Origin of the sequence: Bacillus sp. CHD6a (assembly GCF_001293645.1) — a bacterium.
Taxonomy (GTDB): Bacteria; Bacillota; Bacilli; order Bacillales; family Bacillaceae_I; genus Sutcliffiella_A.
This window is the reverse complement of sequence record NZ_LBMD01000012.1, coordinates 83363-102630: the sequence shown is the minus strand read 5'-3', so window position 1 is coordinate 102630 and position 19268 is coordinate 83363. Positions and strand designations below refer to the sequence as shown.

Sequence of the window (19268 nt, the reverse complement as noted above, 5' to 3'; positions counted from 1 at the left end):
GTTTCTCTACTACCGTTTGGGCTTTTGTTTACCTGCTTTGGGCAGAGAGACGCTTTCTCTACTACCGTTTGGGCTTTTGTTTATCTGCTTTCGGGCGGAGAGACGCGCTCTCTACTACCGTTTGAGCTCTTTTCGACCTGCTTAGGGCGGAGAAACGCGCTCTCTACTACCATTTGGGCTTTTATTTACCTGCTTGGGGTGGAGAGACGCTTTCTCTACTACCGTTTGAGCATTTGGCTACCTGCTTCGGGCGGAGAGACGCGCTCTCTACTACCGTTTGAGCTCTTTTCGACCTGCTTCGGGCGGAGAAACACGCTCTCTACTACCGTTTGAGCTTTTGTTTACCTGCTTGAGGAGAGACGCTTTCTCTACTACCGTTTGAGCTCTATTCGACCTGCTTCGGGCGGAGAGACGCGCTCTCTACTACCGTTTGAGCTTTTGTTTACCTGCTTTGGGCAGAGAGACGCTTTCTCTACTACCGTTTGAGCTCTATTCGACCTGCTTCGGGCGGAGAGACGCGCTCTCTACTACCGTTTGAACTCTTCTTGACCTGCTTCGGGCGGAGAGACGCGCTCTCTCCTACTGTTTGAACTCTTCTCAATCTGCTTCGGGCGGAAACGCGCTCTCTACTAACGTTTGAACTCTTCTCTACTGGCGGAAAAAGGCGCTCTCTCCTACCGTTTGAACTCTTCTCAACCTACTTCGGTCGTAGAGATGCATTCTCACGCTCTCCTCAATACCCCCTACCAACATCCACCCTATTTCGCAACTGACGCCCGCTCTCCACAGCCTCCAACGTTTCCAAAAAACATGCCAGCCCTTCTTCAGGTGTCGTGATTGCGGAAATATGCGGGGTAATCCTTACACCTGGGTGGCTCCATAACGGACTGCCAACAGGTAATGGCTCTTCCTCAAAAACATCCAGAACTGCCGACTTAAGACCACCGCTCTCCAATGCTTTCAACAAAGCATCATGATTTACGGTCCCTCCTCTTCCGACATTAACAAATACCGCTTGGTTCAACTGACCAAAAAACCGCTCATCAAACAAACGCTCCGTATCCTTCGTTAGCGGCAATGTATTTATGATATAGTCTGCATTTTCTAAACTAACTTCCTCTAATGACATCACCCTGCAAAAATGATCTTTTTCTGTCCCACTGCGGGATACACCTTCTACCTGCACACCAAAAAATGCTAGAATCCTAGCCAATTTCTGTCCGATCTCTCCTGTTCCAAAAATGACTACCTTCATCTCTTCCAAGGTACGGGGAGCAACCATTTTCCAATCCCCTCGCACTTGCTGATTACGAAACGTATCATGATGTTGCAGGTCCTTTAACATATAACTAAGCGTGTACTCGCCAATTTTCTTACCAAATGAAGTAATGGTTCTAGTTAAAAGGACCTCTTCCGGCCATCTTTCGCCAAGTGCCATGTAACGATCGACACCGGCACCCAGTGAGTGAACCCACTTTATATTGCCAAAATGGAAGTTCGCAACCGGATGAAATGCCACATACGCATCCGCCCATTTTAAATCCTCTAAAGAAACATCTTCCTCTGCTAAAAAACGAAGATTCCTCCCTTTCAACCTATCCTCAGCATCCAATAATCTCTCTATTTCTTTTACCAACCTACCTGTAAAAAGGATATTAGTTATTTTCATAAATGAGCGCTCCTCGCTAATCTGTATAGACACAATTCTACCATGTTAGAGTACAAGTGTAGTAGCACACGCAACCTATTAAATATGTGATTATAACAGCAAATCACCTAAATACTGGGTTAATATTTGATAAATGGCTGTAATATCTGTAAAATAGAGTTGTTAAATTAATTTTTTAGGGGGAGTTTGATGAAAAAGAATAGTTTCCTAGCCTTATCTATGATTCTAGTTTTATCTTTATTCTTAGCTGCATGTGGTGGCGGAGATAATGGTTCTAGTGGAGAAGGCGGCAGTGAAGATCCGAAATTAATGAGCATGCTGACAGGTGGAACAAGTGGTACATACTATCCGCTTGGTGGCGCAATGGCAAAAGTAATTACAGATGAAACTGGAATCCAAACAGACGCTGTTTCTTCCAATGCTTCTGCTGATAATGTTATCGCTCTTTCTGAGGGTGAAGCAGAGATCGCTTTCGTACAAACAGACGTTATGGCTAACGCAGTAGAAGGTACGAATGCATTTGAAGGGAAAGCGGTTGACAATGTATTGGCAATCGGATCTCTATATCCAGAAACGGTTCAAATTGTTACTCTTGCTGATTCTGGAATCTCAAGTGTAGAAGATTTAAAAGGTAAAAAAGTTTCTGTTGGTGCTCCTGGTTCTGGTACTTATGTGAATGCTGAGCAAATCCTTGAAATTCATGGCATGACTATGGAAGATATTGATGCTCAGAATTTAGACTTTGGTGAGTCTACTGGTGGAATCCAAGATGGTAACATCGATGCAGCTTTCATCACTTCTGGTACTCCTACAGGTGCGGTTGACGGTTTATCCGCTACAAACCCTGTAAGCATTGTTCCAATTGCGCAAGAAAAAGTAGATGAGTTGGTAGAAAAATATCCTTACTATGCTGCAAATACAATTCCTGCTGGAACTTACGGCATGGAAAATGAAGTAAACACAGTAGCGGTACTTGCGATGTTAGCAGTATCTAAAGATCTTTCAGAAGATCTAGTTTACAACATTACAAAAGCAATCTATGAAAATACTGATGCTATCTCCCACGCTAAGGGTGAATTCATCACACTTGAAACAGCAACAGACGGAATCGGTATCGACTTCCACCCTGGTGCTGAAAAGTACTTTAAAGAAGAAGGTCTATTAGACTGATAATTTAATTGTTAGAGGTTCCTAGCTGTTGATGGAGCACAGGGCGAAGACTCCGACGGGAGGTAGTGCTAAGAGGAGACCCCGCAGGCAAAGCGAGGAGTCTCCGCAAGCGCCCCGTGGAAAGCGAAGCCCAGTGCATAAATCTACAGCTGCGTTTAAGGATTCCTAAACAGGACCAAATTGGCCGACACTTAATTTTCATTATGCTGTCGGTCCTTCTTTTTTTATTTCTAAGCTTTTAATAGCTAGGTGGGTTACCATGAAAAAGAAAGTGATTGCCATTATATTATCCTCTACAACCGTATTACTCTTATTGGGGCTTTTTTTGCTCCCATTTCGAACCGCGCTAGTTTTCCATGTACAAAACACCGAACAAATACATGCATTCCTTCCCATAGATGAAGAGGAAACATTTCAAATCATCTTTACACACTCCATTCATTTAACTGATGTGGTGGAAAAGTATAGAGTGCGAGATGATCGCCAAATCGTGCAAACAGAAATCATTTACGAAGAATTCGGGATAGGCATGCCATCGAATGCGGAAGAGGGAGAAGAATTTGTATATGAAAATGGAAAATATCATATAAAAGATTTAAACAACGTATTCTCCTCTATGAATGTCCGAAACGGAAAAACCGTTTCCAAGAATCGTCTTGCCTGGGGCGATGATGGAGAAAAGATGGTATGGTTTAACGAATACTTTACCCCAGGAGACTGGTATAATGTAAGAGTTAAAGAGTTGACATTATGGCAGTATATGAAAGGAATGAAAATACATGACTGATAGAAACGACCGACAGGAATTAACGGCTGAAGAACAAGAAAAGTTGCTAGAAAAATACGATCCGGATGCCCAAACAAGAAATCTCTCCGGTTACGCAGCAAAGGTTGTCTTCTTTATGTTGATTGCCTTTTCCCTATTTCAACTATATACAGGAATATTTGGTCAACTTACAGCTTACCTGCAACGTACTGTTCACTTAGGTTTTGCTTTGACTTTGATATTCTTGCTATTTCCAGCCAGAAAAGGTGGAAATAAAACGAAAATAGCTTGGTATGATTACATTTTAGTAGGGTTGGCCGTTGTTGTATGCGGATACTGGCCTGTTTACTATGACACGCTAGTGCAACAGATTGGAAGCATCACCTCCGCACAGGCTGTAATTGGTGGCTTGGCCATCCTCTTAGTTATCGAAGCAACAAGGCGTGCTATCGGACTTCCGATTACCATTATCGCCGTTGTATTTATGGTTTACGCGCTTTTCGGTCCTTACATGCCGGGAATGTTGATCCATCGAGGGCTAAGTCTTGAACAATTGATTCAATCTATGTTCTTTACAACAGATGGCATTCTTGGTACACCTCTACAGGTATCGTCCACCTATATTTTCTTATTCTTATTATTTGGTGCATTCTTGGTTCAAACGGGTGTCGGGAACTATTTTAATGATTTAGCGATATCCATAGCGGGCAGACGTACAGGTGGACCTGCAAAAGTAGCTATTTTCTCTAGTGCACTACAAGGTACTATTTCTGGAAGTTCCGTTGCTAACACCGTTACCACTGGATCTTACACAATTCCTTTGATGAAACGACTTGGTTATCACCGTAACTTTGCTGGTGCGGTAGAAGCAGCGTCTTCCACTGGTGGACAAATTATGCCGCCAATTATGGGTGCAGCTGCCTTCTTGATGATTGAATTTGCAGGTGTTCCTTATTGGGAAATTGCTAAAGCCGCAACCATTCCTGCTATTCTCTACTTCTCAGGTATTTGGATCATGACCCACTTAGAAGCAAAAAAACAAGGGTTACTTGGATTGCCGAAGGAAGAAATTCCAAAGAAAATGGAAGTATTGAAAAAGATTCATCTCTTATTGCCTATAATCGTTATTGTTGTCCTGTTATTCCAAGGTTTCAGTATTGAGAGAACGGCTTTATTAGGTATTTTAAGTACAATAATCGTAAGTTTATTCAGAAAAGATACAAGAATTACCCCAGCTAAATTTACGCTTGCTCTAACAAGCGGGGCACGCACTGCTCTTGGTGTCGCTGCTGCAACGGCATGTGCCGGTATAATTGTTGGAGTAGTAACGAAAACTGGTCTTGGACTTAAACTTGGAAACAGTCTTGTAAGTATGGCTGCTGCCATTACGTCCACACCAACCTTACTATTATTACTGACTCTATTCTTCACAATGATTGCATCTATCATCTTGGGAATGGGTTCACCGACGACTGCAAACTATATCATTACGTCTACGATTGCGCTTCCTGCCATCTTAGCGCTTAATGATCAATTGGAAGTAGCAATACCAGTCCTTGCAGCGCACATGTTTGTGTTCTACTTTGGAATTGTTGCAGATATCACTCCACCGGTTGCCTTAGCCGCCTTTGCTGCTACAGGGATATCTAAAGGGGAGCCAATCCGTACAGGTATTAATGCATCTAAACTTGCTATCGCTGCGTTCATCATTCCATATATGTTTGTGTTCCAACCGCAGCTATTGATGATTGATACCACGATTCCAGAGGTTTCTTGGATACTCGTCACGTCCATCATAGGTATGATCTCTATCGGAGCTGGGCTTATCGGTTTCTGGTATAGAAAACTACACTGGATTGAGCGTATCCTTACTGTTTCTACAGGTCTATTATTGATTTACCCTGAAGCTAATACAGATATCTTCGGATTCATCGCTTTTGGTATTATGCTTGCACTGCAACTATTTTGGAAACGTGGAAATACTGGAAAAGGTGCTGGGAATGCTGTAAGAGAAGCAAACTAAGCGTTTAAAAAGACAAAGCCTGCCACCATTTGATTAGGGGCAGGCTTTTTTCTATTGAAAATTTCATGTCACTTTCTCTAACACACTAAAAAGTTTCGCTCTCTTCAAGTACAATGCTTGTGCTTCTTCCATCGAAACTTCCCTGAATCGGATGGTAGTACCTGGCTGAGCTTGAGCTAAAAGCGGAATATCATAGGAAATGACCGTCGCAATCCTTGTATATCCCCCAGTCGTCTGGCGGTCTGCCATTAAAAGAATCGGACTTCCATCTGCTGGGACTTGGATTCCCCCTAATGGAATTGCTTCTGAAATGATATCTGCAGAAGTTTTATGCTCGATTTTCGGTCCTTTCAACCTGTACCCCATGCGATCGGATTGTGGAGTAACTTCATAGGTCGCTGACAAAAATGTTTCCACAGAAGATTCATGAAAAGCATCCAGATGCGGTCCAAGGCAAACCCTAATTTCCATCTCTTGTTTATAAGTTGGAATTTCATCAGGATGAATAGAACGACCGGTAGTTGCCTGATTCGAAGGTTCTCCGTATAATACGTCATCTTTCTCCAATGCCCTACCTTGGAATCCTCCAATTTTCGCTTTCAAGTATGTCGACTTACTTGCCATAACAACTGGTACGTCAAACCCACCCTCTACACAAATATAGGCGCGGGCTCCTTCCACTGGCATTCCAAACTCAATAAGCTCCCCTTTTTTCATTTTGAAGCTCTTCCACATAGAAACTTGCTTGCCATTAACTTTCGGGGACAGGTTTCCACCGCAAATGGCAACTACCATGTCCTCGAGCGCCTTTAATTCAGGACCCATGATGGTGACCTCCAGAGCAGCTTCTGCTTTGTCATTTCCAACTAAAAGGTTGCCTATCTGCAGAGCAAAAGTATCCATCGCTCCAGCAACTACCATTCCAAACTCCTGATAGCCTGTCCGACCCAAATCCTGGAGAGTCGTCAATAGGCCTGGTTTTATTACTTGAAAAACTGGTCTGCTCATGGTTGATCCACCGCCCCAAAAGCCTGAATCGCTACTTGGTTTTCCTCCAGTTTCGCTCTTAGTTTCCGCACAAAATCCAACGCTTCCGGCTCGTCTCCATGCACACAGATGGTATCTGCTTGGATGCATATATCTTCTCCATTAACCGCCGGCACTTTGCCTTCTGTAACCATCCGCAACACACGCTTGACAGCAAGGTCTGCATCATGGATCATTGCATTAGCATGGGACCTTGGAGTAAGTGTTCCGTCAGGTTGATACGTCCTATCAGCGAAAACTTCTTGCGCCACTTTTAACCCTACTTTTTCCCCAGCCCAAACAAGTTGACTTCCTGCCAAACCAAATAAGATTAGATCTGGATCTACCGCAAGAACCGCTTCTGCTATTGCTGTAGCTACCATTTCATCTTTAGACGCGAGGTTATACAAAGCACCGTGCGGTTTTACATGGTGCACATGTGTTCCTGCTACCGTAGCAGCCGCTTTAATAGCCCCTATCTGATAAACGACAAGGTTAAAGATTTCCTTTTTGCTCAATTGCATATCACGTCGACCAAATCCCGCAAGATCTGGAAAACCAGGGTGAGCTCCAACGGAAACCCCAAGTTCCGCAGCTTTCTTTACCGTTTTCATCAAAACGTTATAATCACCAGCATGAAAACCGCATGCGATATTAGCAGAGGAAATATACTGAAGCACTTCCTCGTCATTTCCGATCGTATAGGCACCAAAGCTTTCCCCTAAATCACTGTTTAAATCAACGGTCTTCATCGTGTGCTCCCCCTTTTGCATAACTCTTCACCTTGTATTCTCCACGTGAAACAGCTTCTTCTATCTCCTCATATTCTTTTCGGTCAACAGGTGCGAAACGGATATAAGCACCGGCAGAAAGAAGGATAGGTTCATGCCTTTCTGAATCATACAGCTTCACAGGAGTCCTCCCAATAATCTGCCATCCGCCTGGAGTTTCTATTGGATACACCCCTGTTTGCTCCCCTGCTATCCCAACAGAACCTGCTTCAATTCTTGCTCGTGGATTTTCGCGTCTTGGCGTAGCTATTTCCTTTGGCATGCCGCCTAGGTAAGGAAAACCAGGAACAAAACCCATCATGTAAATAAGGTAGGGCTGATTGGAATGGATGGAAACCACCTCGTCCTCTGTCATCCCGTTGTAGCTTGCCACTTCTGACAAATCAAGCCCCACATCTCCTCCATACAAGACAGGAATTTCGTAAACGATCGCACTCGATTGAACTTCTTCCTTTTGCAATACTTCTTTAATATCTTGAAGCGTGTTGCACAAATCCTTGTAGCTGATTTTATCAGGACGATAAAAAACAGTTAGGGTCGTATATGCCGGAACCAACTCCGTAATGCCTTCTATTTCAACCTTCTTAAGGTAGTCCGCAAACATCCTGATTTGCTGATTGGTTTCCTCCGATATATCGGACCCAAATAATACCTGTATACCTGTATCCCCCAATGGATGAAATTGAATTTTCAACTTGACTCCCCCCTCAAGTTTTATTTAGGAAAATAATTTCGGAACCTGGTTAATCAGCGTAATAGCCGCAAGATACGCGGTTGAGAGAAACACAATGGCACCGAAAATAGTTAACCACAGTGGATGCTTATAGTCGCCTACAATTTCTTTTTTATATGCTGCAATCAATAACGTCCCAAGTGCCACAGGTAGGATAAGGCCATTAAACGCACCAGCAAGTATCAACAACAGAACCGGCTCTCCGATAAAAGCAAATATAATGGTAGAAACAATGATGAAGCCAATAATGACCTTCGAGTTATTCTGATCCACTTTTTTGGATAATGTCCGTAAAAAAGAAACCGACGTGTAAGCCGCCCCGACAACAGAGGTGATCCCTGCAGCCCAAAGTACAAGGCCAAACATTTTATAACCAACCATGCCCGCAGCTTCCATGAACACTGATGCCGGAGGATTGTTTGGATCTAACTTGAAACCCGTTGCCACCACACCCAGTACAGCAAGGAATAAGAAAATACGCATAATAGAGGCTATAACAATTCCGGATACCGAACTCTTCGTAACGTGGTGAAGGTTTTCTTTTCCACTAATCCCTGCATCCAACAGTCGATGACCACCAGCGAACGTGATATAGCCACCTACTGTACCACCAACCAGAGTGATGATGGCAAAAACATCAATTGTTTCTGGCGCAAACGTACGGAAAACAGCCTCTCCAACAGGCGGATTACTTTGGAATGCCACATAAAGCGTAAGCAAAACCATCATCAATCCCAGGTAACGAGCAATTTTGTCCATAGCCACCCCTGCCTCTTTGGATAGAAAAATCCCTATGGCAATAGCAGCAGTGATAACGGCCCCAATTCGCACATCCATGCCGAAAAGTACGTTCATTCCAAGCCCAGCACCACCGATGTTACCGACATTGAATGCCAAACCACCTAAAGCAACGGCAAAAGCGAGGAAATATCCTAGCCCAGGCAAGACCATGTTCGCTATATCCTGCCCTCTTTTTTTAGAAACGGCAATGATTCTCCAAACATTTACCTGTACCCCTATATCCAAGATAATGGACATTAAGATAACAAAACCAAAGCTTGCCAAAAGTTGTTCGGTGAATACTGCCGTTTGTGTTAAGAATCCCGGTCCGATAGCAGATGCACCCATCAGAAAAGCCGCACCAAGCAGGACACTCCAATTACTCTTAGTTGGCTTTTGCAAATCCGTGTACGTATTCTTCTGGTTCGACGACAATAGTAAAACCTCCTTTTTAAAAAATTCTAACTATTATTTTGATATACTAACACTACCATAAATCCTCCAAGGATAAAACTTCACACAAAAAACCACCTTGTGGAATAGGTGGTTTCGTTATTCAGGTTATTTTTTTTCTACAAAGTACATGGAAAGCGCTCCAAGTCCCACATGCGTTCCAACAGATACACCCATCTGCATGAGGTGAATGGTCCCTGTGAAATCTGTTTCGTTTTGTATTTTTATTTTCAGGTTCTCCGCGATTTTAATATCTGACGTATATCCGATAATGATGAAATCCGTCACCTGTTTGTCCATTCTCTTACTAAATTCATCCACATAATGCTTGAGGACCCTTTTTAAGCCTCTCTCTTTTGCGACTATAGCACCTTTACCATTTTTCATCGTCATAATTGGTTTCAGCATCAGTAATTTTCCAAGGAATGCACTCGCATTCGTCAGCCTTCCACTTTTGATCAAATGGTCCAGGTCATCCACTGACAAGAAGTGCTTCACATTGGTTTTGTGGCTCTCGTTAAAATCTACTAACTCCTGAAAAGATGCGCCACCCTCCCTCATCATCGCACTCTTTAGCACAAGCCAGCCGCTCCCATGACTCATACACTTTGAATCTACCACATGAATTTTTACAGATGAATCTGGGTATTCTTCAAAGAAATATCCTTTTGCCAATTCAGCCGATTGATAAGACCCGCTTGTACCGCTCGACATGCAAATGCACAGAATTTCTTTGTATCCGCTCTCAACAGCCTCCTTAATAATAGCCAAATACTCTACCGGACTGGGCATCCCCGTCGTCGGGAATTCCGAAAGCGCCTCCATCATTCCGTAAAATTCATCTGGCTCAATGTCCACTCGGTCCTTATATGTTTTTCCATCAATATTAATACTTAATGGTGCCAGACTGATGTCATACATCTCCAACACTTCGTTTGATAAATCACAAGTTGAATCCGCCATTAATTTAATCATTCAGTTCCTCCAATAAAACATACTTCATTCATCATAACTGAAAGGGTTTTAATAGACTATCAAAATTAGATAAAAAGAAAGAGGGTAAAATAAGGAAAGTAGACCATGTGTTATTTACTGAAAATTATGTTATTAATAGTGTGAAACTGTTATAGTTAAGTAGACTCTGAGAAAGGATGTGGGACATGCTAGTAAAATCGCGTAAGTTGTCAGTCGAAATGCAAATTTATCAATCTTTGAACGCACGAATGACCCTTCTTGAGAAAGAAAAGCAATATTTATGGAATTTGGAGAAAGGTTATGAAGGAGAGTGCATGTTTGATGCCCTGACAGAAAAATTAGAGGGCGGGAATCTCTTATTTTTGAATGACCTCTTGCTTAAGCATAATAACACCACTTTTCAAATTGACTCCTTAATTATCACTCCCCAGAATGCTTATCTTTTTGAAGTGAAGAACTTTGAAGGGGACTACGTCTACGATGCTCGCACTGATCAACTTCACTTAAAAACAAACTCCAAAGATTATGAGGTTACTAACCCCCTGACCCAATTGAATCGGTGCAATTCATTGCTCCGCCAATTCCTTAATAGTTACGGATTTAATTTACCCATTCTCGCTTCCGTGGTCTTTATCAACTCCGAATTCACCTTGTACCAATCACCTCTTGATAAACCTTTTATTTACCCAACCCAAGTAAACAGATACCTTAGAAGCTTGGAGAATGACTTTCCTTCTGGGCTTAATAGCATGCATACCGCGCTTGCTGAAAAACTGACCTCCCTTCATATCGTGGATTCTCCTTTTAAGAACTTGCCGGATTATTCTTATGATCAGGTTAGGAAAGGATTGGTGTGTGCAGGATGCGCCTCTTTGTCTGTATATGTTGAGGGGCGTTCGGCACGGTGTGTGAGGTGTCATAAGGTGGAGACGCTTGAGGAGATTGTATTGAGGCATGTTAGGGAATTTAGGATGTTGTTTCCGGAGAAACCTGTTTCTACAAAGAGTATTCATGAGTGGGGTAAGGGTATAGGATCTCAAAAAACAATAAAACGCATACTGGATAAACATTTTGAAATAAAAGGAAGTAATAGATGGAGTTATTTTGAGTGATCTGGTGTTATTACCTATTCTGATTCTGGGGTAATGCTTCGGGGCGTAGGTGTGGGGGATTTCTGTTACCGTTTTGCTATGGCAGCTTGGGATTTGGGTGGAGAGAGCTTCTCTTCTACCGTTTTTACGATTTCACTCGGGTTTTGGGCGGAGAGAGGGCTTCTCTTCTACCGTTTTTACGATTTTACTCGGGGTTCGGACGGAGAGAGGGCTTCTCTCCTACCGTTTTCACGTTCTCACTCCGGTTTCGGGCGGAGAGAGGGCTTCTCTTCTACCGTTTTTACGCTCTCACTCGGGTTTCGGGTGGAGAGAGGGCTTCTCTTCTACCGTTTTCACGTTCTCACTCGGGTTTCGGGTGGAGAGAGGGCTTCTCTCCTACCGTTTTCAAACTCTCACTACGGTTTCGGGCGGAGAGAGGGCTTCTCTCCTACCGTTTTCAAACTCTCACTCCATTTTTGGGCGCAGAGACACTCTCTCTCCTACCGTTTTCAAACTCTCACTCCGGTTTCGGGCGCAGACACTCTCTCTCCTACCATTTTCAAACTCTCACCCGATTTTCGAGCGCAGACACTCTCACTCCGGTTTCGAGCCCAGAGACACCACATCCACCAAACAAAAAACCCTCAATCCCCAAAAGGATCGAAGGTTTTACCATTTAATCTAATTTTAATGAAAGGAAAGCGCCTTTTGCTCCTTCCCGTCACTAAGAAAGAGGGTTTGCGCCGTTGATGCGAAAAGCTCATCAAACAGTGCAGGATTATCTACTAAAGATACGCCATAGCTAGGAATCATTTCTTGGATCTTCTCTTTCCATTCAAACATTTGCTCTGGGAAGCATTTTTCAAATACTTCGAGCATCACGTGAACGGCAGTGGAAGCTCCTGGAGAAGCACCTAGCAACGCCGCTATGGAGCCGTCGGATGCACTAACTACCTCTGTACCAAATTGAAGTGTCCCTTTTCCTCCTATTTCCGTGTCCTTGATGACTTGAACACGTTGACCTGCCACAACGATCTCCCAGTCTTCACTTTTGGCATTTGGGATAAACTCTCGCAGCTCATCGATGCGCTTTTCATTGGATAACAGCACCTGTTGAATCAAGTACTTGGTCAGCGCCATTTCTTTGAAACCAGCCGAAAGCATGGTCATAACGTTATATGGTTTTACGGAGCCAATCAAGTCCAGATTGGAACCGGTTTTCAGAAACTTCGGTGAGAATCCTGCAAATGGGCCGAACAGCAGGCTCTTTTTGTTGTTGATGTATCTCGTATCAAGGTGAGGAACCGACATAGGCGGAGCACCAACCTTGGCCTTTCCGTATACTTTTGCGTGATGTTTTTCGACCACTTCAGGATTATTGCATACTAGGAACAGTCCACTCACGGGGAAACCGCCTATATTCTTCGACTCTGGGATACCGGTTTTTTGCAATAATGGAAGACTTCCTCCTCCACCGCCGATGAATACAAATTTGGCATGGTGGTACTCCACCTGACCAGTTTTTGCATTACGGATCTTCAACTTCCAGGAACCATCGCTTGCACGCTTAAGGTCCTCTACGCTGTGCTCATAGTGAACTTCTACGTTGTTTTTCTCCAGGTGATCAAACAACATGCGGGTCAGCGCGCCAAAGTTCACGTCTGTTCCAGAGTCAATCTTGGTTGCCGCAATGGGCTCCGTTGAGGTGCGGCCTTCCATCATAAGCGGCATCCATTCCTTCAGCTTGTTTGGATCTTCAGAGTATTCCATTCCTTTGAATAGCGGGTTTACTGTTAGCGCTTCCATCCGTTTTTTCAAAAATGTTACATTTTCTTTCCCTTCCACAAAGCTGATATGTGGAATTGGCATGATAAAGTCTTGAGGGTTGCTTATTAGGTTTTGTTTTACTAAATAGGACCAGTATTGGCGAGAAAGCTGGAACTGTTCGTTAACCTTTACCGCCTTGCTGATATCCATCGTTCCGTCCGCTTTTAGTGACGTATAGTTTAACTCGCATAATGCTGCATGTCCCGTTCCTGCATTATTCCACTCATTTGAGCTTTCTTCCCCTGCGCTTGCCAGCTTTTCAAACACTTTGATATTCCAATCAGGAGCAACTTCCTTTAACAATGAACCTAAAGTCGCGCTCATGACACCGGCACCAATTAAGATAACGTCTGTTTTATTCTGCATGTTGCTCATCATTACACATCCCCTAAATTTATAAAAAAGAGCAGGCGCTATTGCTTCTAGCATCCTAAAGGCATAACGCTACCTAAAAACATACTTTGTCCATCTTGTTCTCTATCATATCACATTTTGGGCTAACTTTTCACCAGAATACACCCTATTGTCTGATTATTTTAAACTGTCTGGAGCAAAAAAGAAAACGGTACTGCAAGCCTCCACAAGTAGCTGTAGCTCACTGTACCGCTTCCGCTATTAATCTCTTTCTCTTGCGTTCTGGGTGTCTCTAATATTTTTTTGAATGGTGATTGCTGCAAATAAGCTGAGCACAAATGACATGCCGTAAAATCCTTTTTCACTTAAAATGATACTTCCGGCATTGTAGAGGCCGATTGCCATTAAGGATATGGACACAATAAGGGCAAACCAGCTTAGCCCGTAATAGATTCCAGATACAGGAATGTCTTCTTCCCGATCTCGTACTGCTTTTTGTAAGGACACGGCTGCATACAATCCGAAAACCAATACAGCAAAATAGTAACCCTTCTCATTCAGTTCCATCGTAGCATTGAACAGGCCGATTAAATAAGCGGAAACACCAACCACAAGGGCGGCCCAACTTGCGCCTTTAAAGGCTGCCGTTGGTTCCCCTTCTTTTCTTTCTACTTTAATCTTTGGTTTATTTTCGTCTCTTTTTAATAATGGGTTATCATTCATCTCTGCCATCCCATTCTCCCCTTTACTGAGTTCACATATGGTTAATTATAACAATATTTTACAAATATGAAATAGGGTAAAGAGAAATTTTCTATGCTTCCTTCACAATCTTTTGAATATAGAAAACATAGCATTGTCTGTCTTCATCAATTTCCGTGGAATCAACGTGGCATTCCCCAATTCCAGGCAGGTGCACAATATCTTTTAACAAGTATTTAATGGCTTCCCAGTGGCTTTCCAATGGTTGTGTGTGCAGGAGCGGCATATCTTGAAGGTATTTAAACTCGCGAAACTCCATGTGAATGCCGGCAGGGTACGATTTTTCTTTATAGAAATTCCTTGCAACCTCATCTTTTTCTACTGTAATTGTTTCGGTACTGTTATGTAAGGTGCCCTCGTTGCATATTAATTTATATTGAATTCCTTCTTTTATGAAAAAAGTGCAAAGCTGCCTTGCCATTATTTCATCTTCGCTAATTTTTCCTTTTTTGTATTCATAAATGGGATCATAGCTGCCTCGATCGTGTAAGTAATAAATCAGTTCCATTAAAAGAACACCTACCTGTCTCTATTATCATATATATTCATCATAGCAAAATTACGTAAATTCTTCTGCCGAATCAGTAAAATTTTCTCCTATTCATTTCCTATTTTTGTTACTATTAGTTTAGTCCATTAAGTAAGAAAGGAGTTATCCTCATGACAAAGACAAAAAAAGTATTAAGTAGTGTTTCTGCCACCATATTCGCTTTGGGTATGACAGGTTGCGGTTCCAATACGGAGGAAGTCAGTTCGCTGCCTCCAGAGCCATTTGATGACCGTTGTAATGAGTATGAGTGGGATAATGAAGAGGGCGTCTATCAATGCGACGATGAATCATCCAGCTTTTATCGCAGCTATTACCATGGAGGAAGCTTTTTTGGAAGTAAGTCTTCCTTAAAAAAGGATTCTTCTTATAAGACTTACCGAAACAGCTCTTCTTATAAATCCAATACAACACCAAGCAAGGGATTTGGCAGTGGTTCCTCTTATAGTGGAGGATGAGCTAGATGAAAGAGCAAGCGTATCAAAAAGCTCGAGAGAATTTTTATGCAAAGTTTCCTGACTTCTGGAGCAATTTGTATGGCCAGGAATATGCCCTCTATTCCCTACATGAAATAACGGAAGAAGAAGCTGCGCACATACGTAAAGTGACCAATAGAGTAGGGAGAATCTTTTGTAAAATGGCAAAGCTGCTGCGGGGACTCGAAGAAGAAACTCTTCTCGAACTTGGGTATCCCAAAGAGACCATTCCATTTCTGTCAATCAAGGAGCTGAAGGCTGAGTCTGTGATCTCCCGAGTAGATTTGGTAAAAACGAAAGATACATATAAAGTATTGGAGATTAATAGCGACACGCCAACCTTTATTAAAGAGTTGTTCCAAATGAACGGGGAAGTTTGTAAAGAATTTAACCGTACAGACCCTAATGCTCAAGAAGAGGAGCACTTAGGAAGAGCGGTAAAGAATGCAATTTTTGAAAGCTATCAGGCTTTGGGGAAAAAGGATTTCCCAAACATTGTGTTTACTTCCCATGATGAAAATTTCGAGGATAAACAGACGGTCTTATATTTAAAGGATATTTGTAAGCTTCCTTCCCAATACGTTCCCCTGCACAAGCTGAAAATCATGGAAGGGGAAGCGTTGTTGGATGAGGAAGGACGAAAGATTGATGTCCTGTATCGCCAGACCTTCCCGGTAGAATCGCTTATATTGGATAGGGATCAGGAAACTGGTGCGAATGTTGGCCTTCAGTTGTTAGAGTTGGTCCGTTTGAAGAAGCTTGCCATCGTTAATCCGTTAAGTGCCTTTCTTCTACAATCCAAAGCGGTGCAAGCCATTATCTGGGGGCTGCACGAACAAAATAGCGATTACTTTACACAAGAGGAGCATGAATGGATCAGCGAGTATTTTCTCGCTACCTACTTAGAGCCCACGCCTTTTCGGACTGCAGGGAAAAAATATGTGGAAAAACCGACCTTTGGGAGAGAAGGCGATTCTGTCAAAATATACGCGCATTCAGGGGAAAAGGTTGAGGAAGATCCAAACAATAGTTATGTAGATTATGTGCAGGTCTACCAAGAGTATATAGATCTGCCAAAGATCTCTTTTCAAACAGATCACGGGGAAAAAGAAGGTCATATGATGATTGGTGCTTTTCTTGTGAATGAAAAAGCTAGTGCGTTTGGATATCGTTTAGGAAAACAAATTATTGATAATTTATCTTATTTTATGCCTGTAGGGTTTAAACATACGAAGGAGTGATTGGAAATGGGCAGCTATTTAGCGTCTTTTGGTTTATATGCTGGTACAGCGTTTGTTTTACTGTTTATTGGATTATTTTTGTTCGATTTAACATCTAGGAATGAGAAAATCAAACTCGTTTCACAAGGTAATACCACGGCAGCGTTGGTGATGGGAGGAAAACTGCTCGGCTTGGCATTTGTTATCGGATCTGCCATTGCACATTCCGTGTCGTTCTTGGATATGGTTATCTGGGGAGCTATTGGGATCGTGGCGCAAATCGTCTTTTACGTGCTAGCTGAAGTAGTTACAATCAATTACAGCATTAAGGATGCAGTCAATGAGGATCGGGTGTCTGTGGGAATCTTATTGATGATGTTCTCTTTGTCCATCGGCTGGATTATTGCCAGTTCATTAACCTATTAAAAAAGAAAGCTCAAAGCATTCGTTCGCTTTGAGCTTTTTTCTATTTATCCCACTTTAAACTTCGATTCATAGGTATTTTTATCACAGATGATATATAATTTTGCGTCGCTTGGAATCTTCTCATCCAACCTTCTATTAATATCCAGCTCTTTCCCATTCGATAATAGTGTCGCTCCTTTATCGAGGATTTCATGAAAGGCTTGCCTATAGGTGATCCAAGCAGGGTCTGCAGCAATTTCATAAATATTATCGCCATGCATTCGGCTGGTAAGCTGTCGAAATAAGTGTGTAGAACCGTGGTACATCGTTGCTTTTGCTAATAATCGAGATGCCGTTTCACCTGATATGACAAATTCGTCTACATTAGCATGGGAGAAATTTGGGATGCTTTTTTCTTTTCTAATCTCCACGATTGTATAGATATTGCGATTATGTATCTTGGAAAGCCGTTCTACAGACGATGCGACTAAGAGCGTTTTTCCATCGGAAAGCGAGGCATCTTCTATCATATCGTCTGAAAAGATCGTCACAGATTTTGCTTCAAGAACGTTTGCTTTTAGCAATACAGCATCTTCACTCGCATCTCCTTGAACGTAATCAATCTCTAACTCACACGGATTTGTTTTTTTAGAATCTATTAATACAATCTGTGCATTCTGATTATCTTCAAGAATTTCCCCCATCGCTCTTTCGGTTTTATCTGTCCAGCCAACAAAGATAAAATGATTGGTCTTTTTACTATTCAATTTCCCCTCCCCCTTCCATTTACTATAAAGTGCAAAAAGATTAACAACCTTTCCAATTAACACACCAATAAGTCCGATGCCAAAAATAAATAAAAACATGGCAAAACTTTTTCCTGCAACGGTTTGTGGAGAAACATCGCCATAACCCACTGTGGTAACCGTCGTCATCGTCCACCATAGTCCTTCAAATACCGTTGGAAATGTGTCCGGCTCTAACAGATGCATAGTGAATGAACTTCCTGCAATAACTAAAATGGACACAAAGACTATAGCAAAATTATTTGTTTTGACTACATTTTTAAAGAATCTCTGTAAAATCCACACTTTAAATCACCTCTCTTTCCCCTACCTCGGCCAACACAATCCGGTTTCTACCACCGTTTTTTGCTGCATAAAGCAGTTTATCTACTTTTTCCACTAAAAGATCAGGTCGCTCCCCATTTTGTTTATCCGACCCGAAGCTCATCGTGACGGAAAACGTCTCCCCGTTGTCACAGAAAACGTGGCTTGCTACTGCTTGTTTCATTTCATCAAGTACTTTCTTTACTTCAGAATCGTTATTGTAATAGAGAATAAGGGCGAATTCTTCTCCCCCATACCGAAAAGCTTTTCCCTCTTTGTTGGAAAGTACAGAGGTCAGGATCTCTCCAATTTTCCTTAGCACCTTGTCTCCTGTCACATGTCCATATTTATCATTAATAGATTTAAATTTATCAATATCTGTGAGAGCGAGGTAGAAAGGTTTTTGGTCAAGAAGGTCATTACGCAAGCATTCCTGAAAAGAACGGTGATTGGCTAGATTGGTAAGGTAATCGCGGTTTGCCGCTTCCACCAACAAGCTGTTTTCCCACTGATGTTTTCGCTCTCTAGAAACGATAATGCCTCCCAATCCACCAATAAGGAGTAGAAAAAGCACCGCACTAACATAGTGAATCATACTATGTACGGAAGTGGCTTCTTGCGCTTGCACGAAAAAAATGACTGAGTACACTAGCGTAAAGAAACCAGCTGCCATCATACCTCCAAGAAACCGCCAATATACAGCGACATGTAAAATGATTAAATATGCTAAAGGAAATAACGGGCTATCCAAGCCACCGGTCAATGGGACTAAGGCTGAGAATGCAATAAAATCAAAAAACGGTCCACCCTTTGTCATCATGACATATATTCTGGAGCCTTCAGGTGACTTATGCAAATAGTAATCAGATATACCCATATATAGAAAGCCAAAAATAACTAATATTACAAATAAAGTAATCTTCCATTGAGTCGGATTATCAATAGTTTGAATGGTAAAGACAACAATAGATAGAACAAGAAAAAACCAACGCAAAGAAGAAAAAATTATTTCCAGTGCATGATGCGACTCGTAAGCATTCTTTAAAAAAGCATTCATCTCATTCACATCCTGTAAAAGCTAAAAGGTTATA

The 19268-nt window shown here is 42.2% G+C and carries 18 protein-coding genes; 7 read left to right on the top strand and 11 right to left on the bottom strand.

Features of this window, described 5'->3' with window-relative positions; genetic code table 11:
• Positions 1 to 733: 733 nt before the first annotated feature.
• Positions 734 to 1669 carry a D-2-hydroxyacid dehydrogenase gene (locus AAV98_RS11480; RefSeq protein ID WP_060665704.1) on the bottom strand — a complete coding sequence of 312 codons (936 nt, stop codon included), beginning with the start codon at positions 1667 to 1669 and terminating at the stop codon, positions 734 to 736.
• A 189-nt stretch (positions 1670 to 1858) separates the two neighbouring features.
• Here AAV98_RS11480 and AAV98_RS11475 point away from each other — a divergent pair, with 189 nt between their 5' ends.
• The 3 genes from AAV98_RS11475 to AAV98_RS11465 all read left to right on the top strand — a co-directional run bounded on the left by AAV98_RS11475 (position 1859) and on the right by AAV98_RS11465 (position 5628).
• Positions 1859 to 2839, top strand: coding sequence for a TAXI family TRAP transporter solute-binding subunit (locus AAV98_RS11475; RefSeq protein ID WP_156317744.1), 981 nt, complete (start codon positions 1859 to 1861; stop codon positions 2837 to 2839).
• 259 nt (positions 2840 to 3098) lie between these two features.
• A complete protein-coding gene (locus AAV98_RS11470; RefSeq protein ID WP_060665702.1) occupies positions 3099 to 3626 on the top strand; it encodes a DUF1850 domain-containing protein in 528 nt (175 codons plus the stop codon).
• Positions 3619 to 5628, top strand: a complete 2010-nt coding sequence (locus AAV98_RS11465; protein ID WP_060665701.1) for a TRAP transporter permease — start codon at positions 3619 to 3621, stop codon at positions 5626 to 5628. Before AAV98_RS11470 ends, AAV98_RS11465 begins: the two co-directional genes overlap by 8 nt.
• Positions 5629 to 5691: 63 nt before the next feature.
• Here the strand turns inward: AAV98_RS11465 and AAV98_RS11460 are convergent, their stop codons facing one another.
• The 5 genes from AAV98_RS11460 to AAV98_RS11440 form a co-directional block, all read right to left on the bottom strand.
• A complete protein-coding gene (locus AAV98_RS11460) occupies positions 5692 to 6636 on the bottom strand; it encodes a biotin-dependent carboxyltransferase family protein (RefSeq protein WP_060665700.1) in 945 nt (314 codons plus the stop codon).
• Positions 6633 to 7406, bottom strand: coding sequence for a LamB/YcsF family protein (locus AAV98_RS11455; RefSeq protein ID WP_060665699.1), 774 nt, complete (start codon positions 7404 to 7406; stop codon positions 6633 to 6635). Before AAV98_RS11455 ends, AAV98_RS11460 begins: the two co-directional genes overlap by 4 nt.
• Positions 7393 to 8139 carry a 5-oxoprolinase subunit PxpB gene (gene pxpB, locus AAV98_RS11450; protein ID WP_060665698.1) on the bottom strand — a complete coding sequence of 249 codons (747 nt, stop codon included), beginning with the start codon at positions 8137 to 8139 and terminating at the stop codon, positions 7393 to 7395. Before pxpB ends, AAV98_RS11455 begins: the two co-directional genes overlap by 14 nt.
• Before the next feature lie 24 nt (positions 8140 to 8163).
• Complete coding sequence (locus tag AAV98_RS11445; protein ID WP_060665697.1) at positions 8164 to 9393, bottom strand: NRAMP family divalent metal transporter; 1230 nt, start codon at positions 9391 to 9393, stop codon at positions 8164 to 8166.
• Positions 9394 to 9519: 126 nt separating this feature from the next.
• Positions 9520 to 10386: a DegV family protein gene (locus AAV98_RS11440; RefSeq protein WP_060665696.1), complete on the bottom strand. Its 867-nt coding sequence runs from the start codon at positions 10384 to 10386 to the stop codon at positions 9520 to 9522.
• 185 nt (positions 10387 to 10571) lie between these two features.
• Here AAV98_RS11440 and AAV98_RS11435 point away from each other — a divergent pair, with 185 nt between their 5' ends.
• Positions 10572 to 11498 carry a nuclease-related domain-containing protein gene (locus AAV98_RS11435; RefSeq protein ID WP_060665695.1) on the top strand — a complete coding sequence of 309 codons (927 nt, stop codon included), beginning with the start codon at positions 10572 to 10574 and terminating at the stop codon, positions 11496 to 11498.
• A gap of 666 nt (positions 11499 to 12164) precedes the next feature.
• Here AAV98_RS11435 and AAV98_RS11430 read toward each other — a convergent pair.
• The 3 genes from AAV98_RS11430 to AAV98_RS11420 all read right to left on the bottom strand — a co-directional run bounded on the left by AAV98_RS11430 (position 12165) and on the right by AAV98_RS11420 (position 14928).
• Positions 12165 to 13679: a malate:quinone oxidoreductase gene (locus AAV98_RS11430; RefSeq protein ID WP_060665694.1), complete on the bottom strand. Its 1515-nt coding sequence runs from the start codon at positions 13677 to 13679 to the stop codon at positions 12165 to 12167.
• 240 nt (positions 13680 to 13919) lie between these two features.
• The gene (yiaA, locus tag AAV98_RS11425) at positions 13920 to 14390 is read right to left on the bottom strand and encodes an inner membrane protein YiaA (protein WP_060665693.1); all 471 of its coding nucleotides are present in this window, start codon (positions 14388 to 14390) and stop codon (positions 13920 to 13922) included.
• A gap of 82 nt (positions 14391 to 14472) precedes the next feature.
• Entirely contained in the window at positions 14473 to 14928 is a 456-nt protein-coding gene (locus AAV98_RS11420; protein WP_060665692.1) for a hypothetical protein, read from the bottom strand.
• Positions 14929 to 15080: 152 nt separating this feature from the next.
• Between AAV98_RS11420 and AAV98_RS11415 the strand changes: the two genes are divergently transcribed.
• From AAV98_RS11415 to AAV98_RS11405, 3 genes are read left to right on the top strand one after another with little or no spacing between them, the layout of a single operon-like run.
• Entirely contained in the window at positions 15081 to 15425 is a 345-nt protein-coding gene (locus AAV98_RS11415; RefSeq protein ID WP_060665691.1) for a hypothetical protein, read from the top strand.
• A 5-nt stretch (positions 15426 to 15430) separates the two neighbouring features.
• Positions 15431 to 16684, top strand: coding sequence for a glutathionylspermidine synthase family protein (locus AAV98_RS11410; protein WP_060665690.1), 1254 nt, complete (start codon positions 15431 to 15433; stop codon positions 16682 to 16684).
• Positions 16685 to 16690: 6 nt separating this feature from the next.
• Complete coding sequence (locus AAV98_RS11405; RefSeq protein ID WP_060665689.1) at positions 16691 to 17089, top strand: DUF350 domain-containing protein; 399 nt, start codon at positions 16691 to 16693, stop codon at positions 17087 to 17089.
• A gap of 44 nt (positions 17090 to 17133) precedes the next feature.
• Here the strand turns inward: AAV98_RS11405 and AAV98_RS11400 are convergent, their stop codons facing one another.
• Positions 17134 to 18159, bottom strand: coding sequence for a potassium channel family protein (locus AAV98_RS11400; protein WP_060665688.1), 1026 nt, complete (start codon positions 18157 to 18159; stop codon positions 17134 to 17136).
• A 1-nt stretch (position 18160) separates the two neighbouring features.
• Positions 18161 to 19234 (bottom strand): GGDEF domain-containing protein, encoded by a 1074-nt coding sequence (locus AAV98_RS11395; RefSeq protein WP_060665687.1) that lies wholly within the window; start codon positions 19232 to 19234, stop codon positions 18161 to 18163.
• Positions 19235 to 19268: the final 34 nt, after the last annotated feature.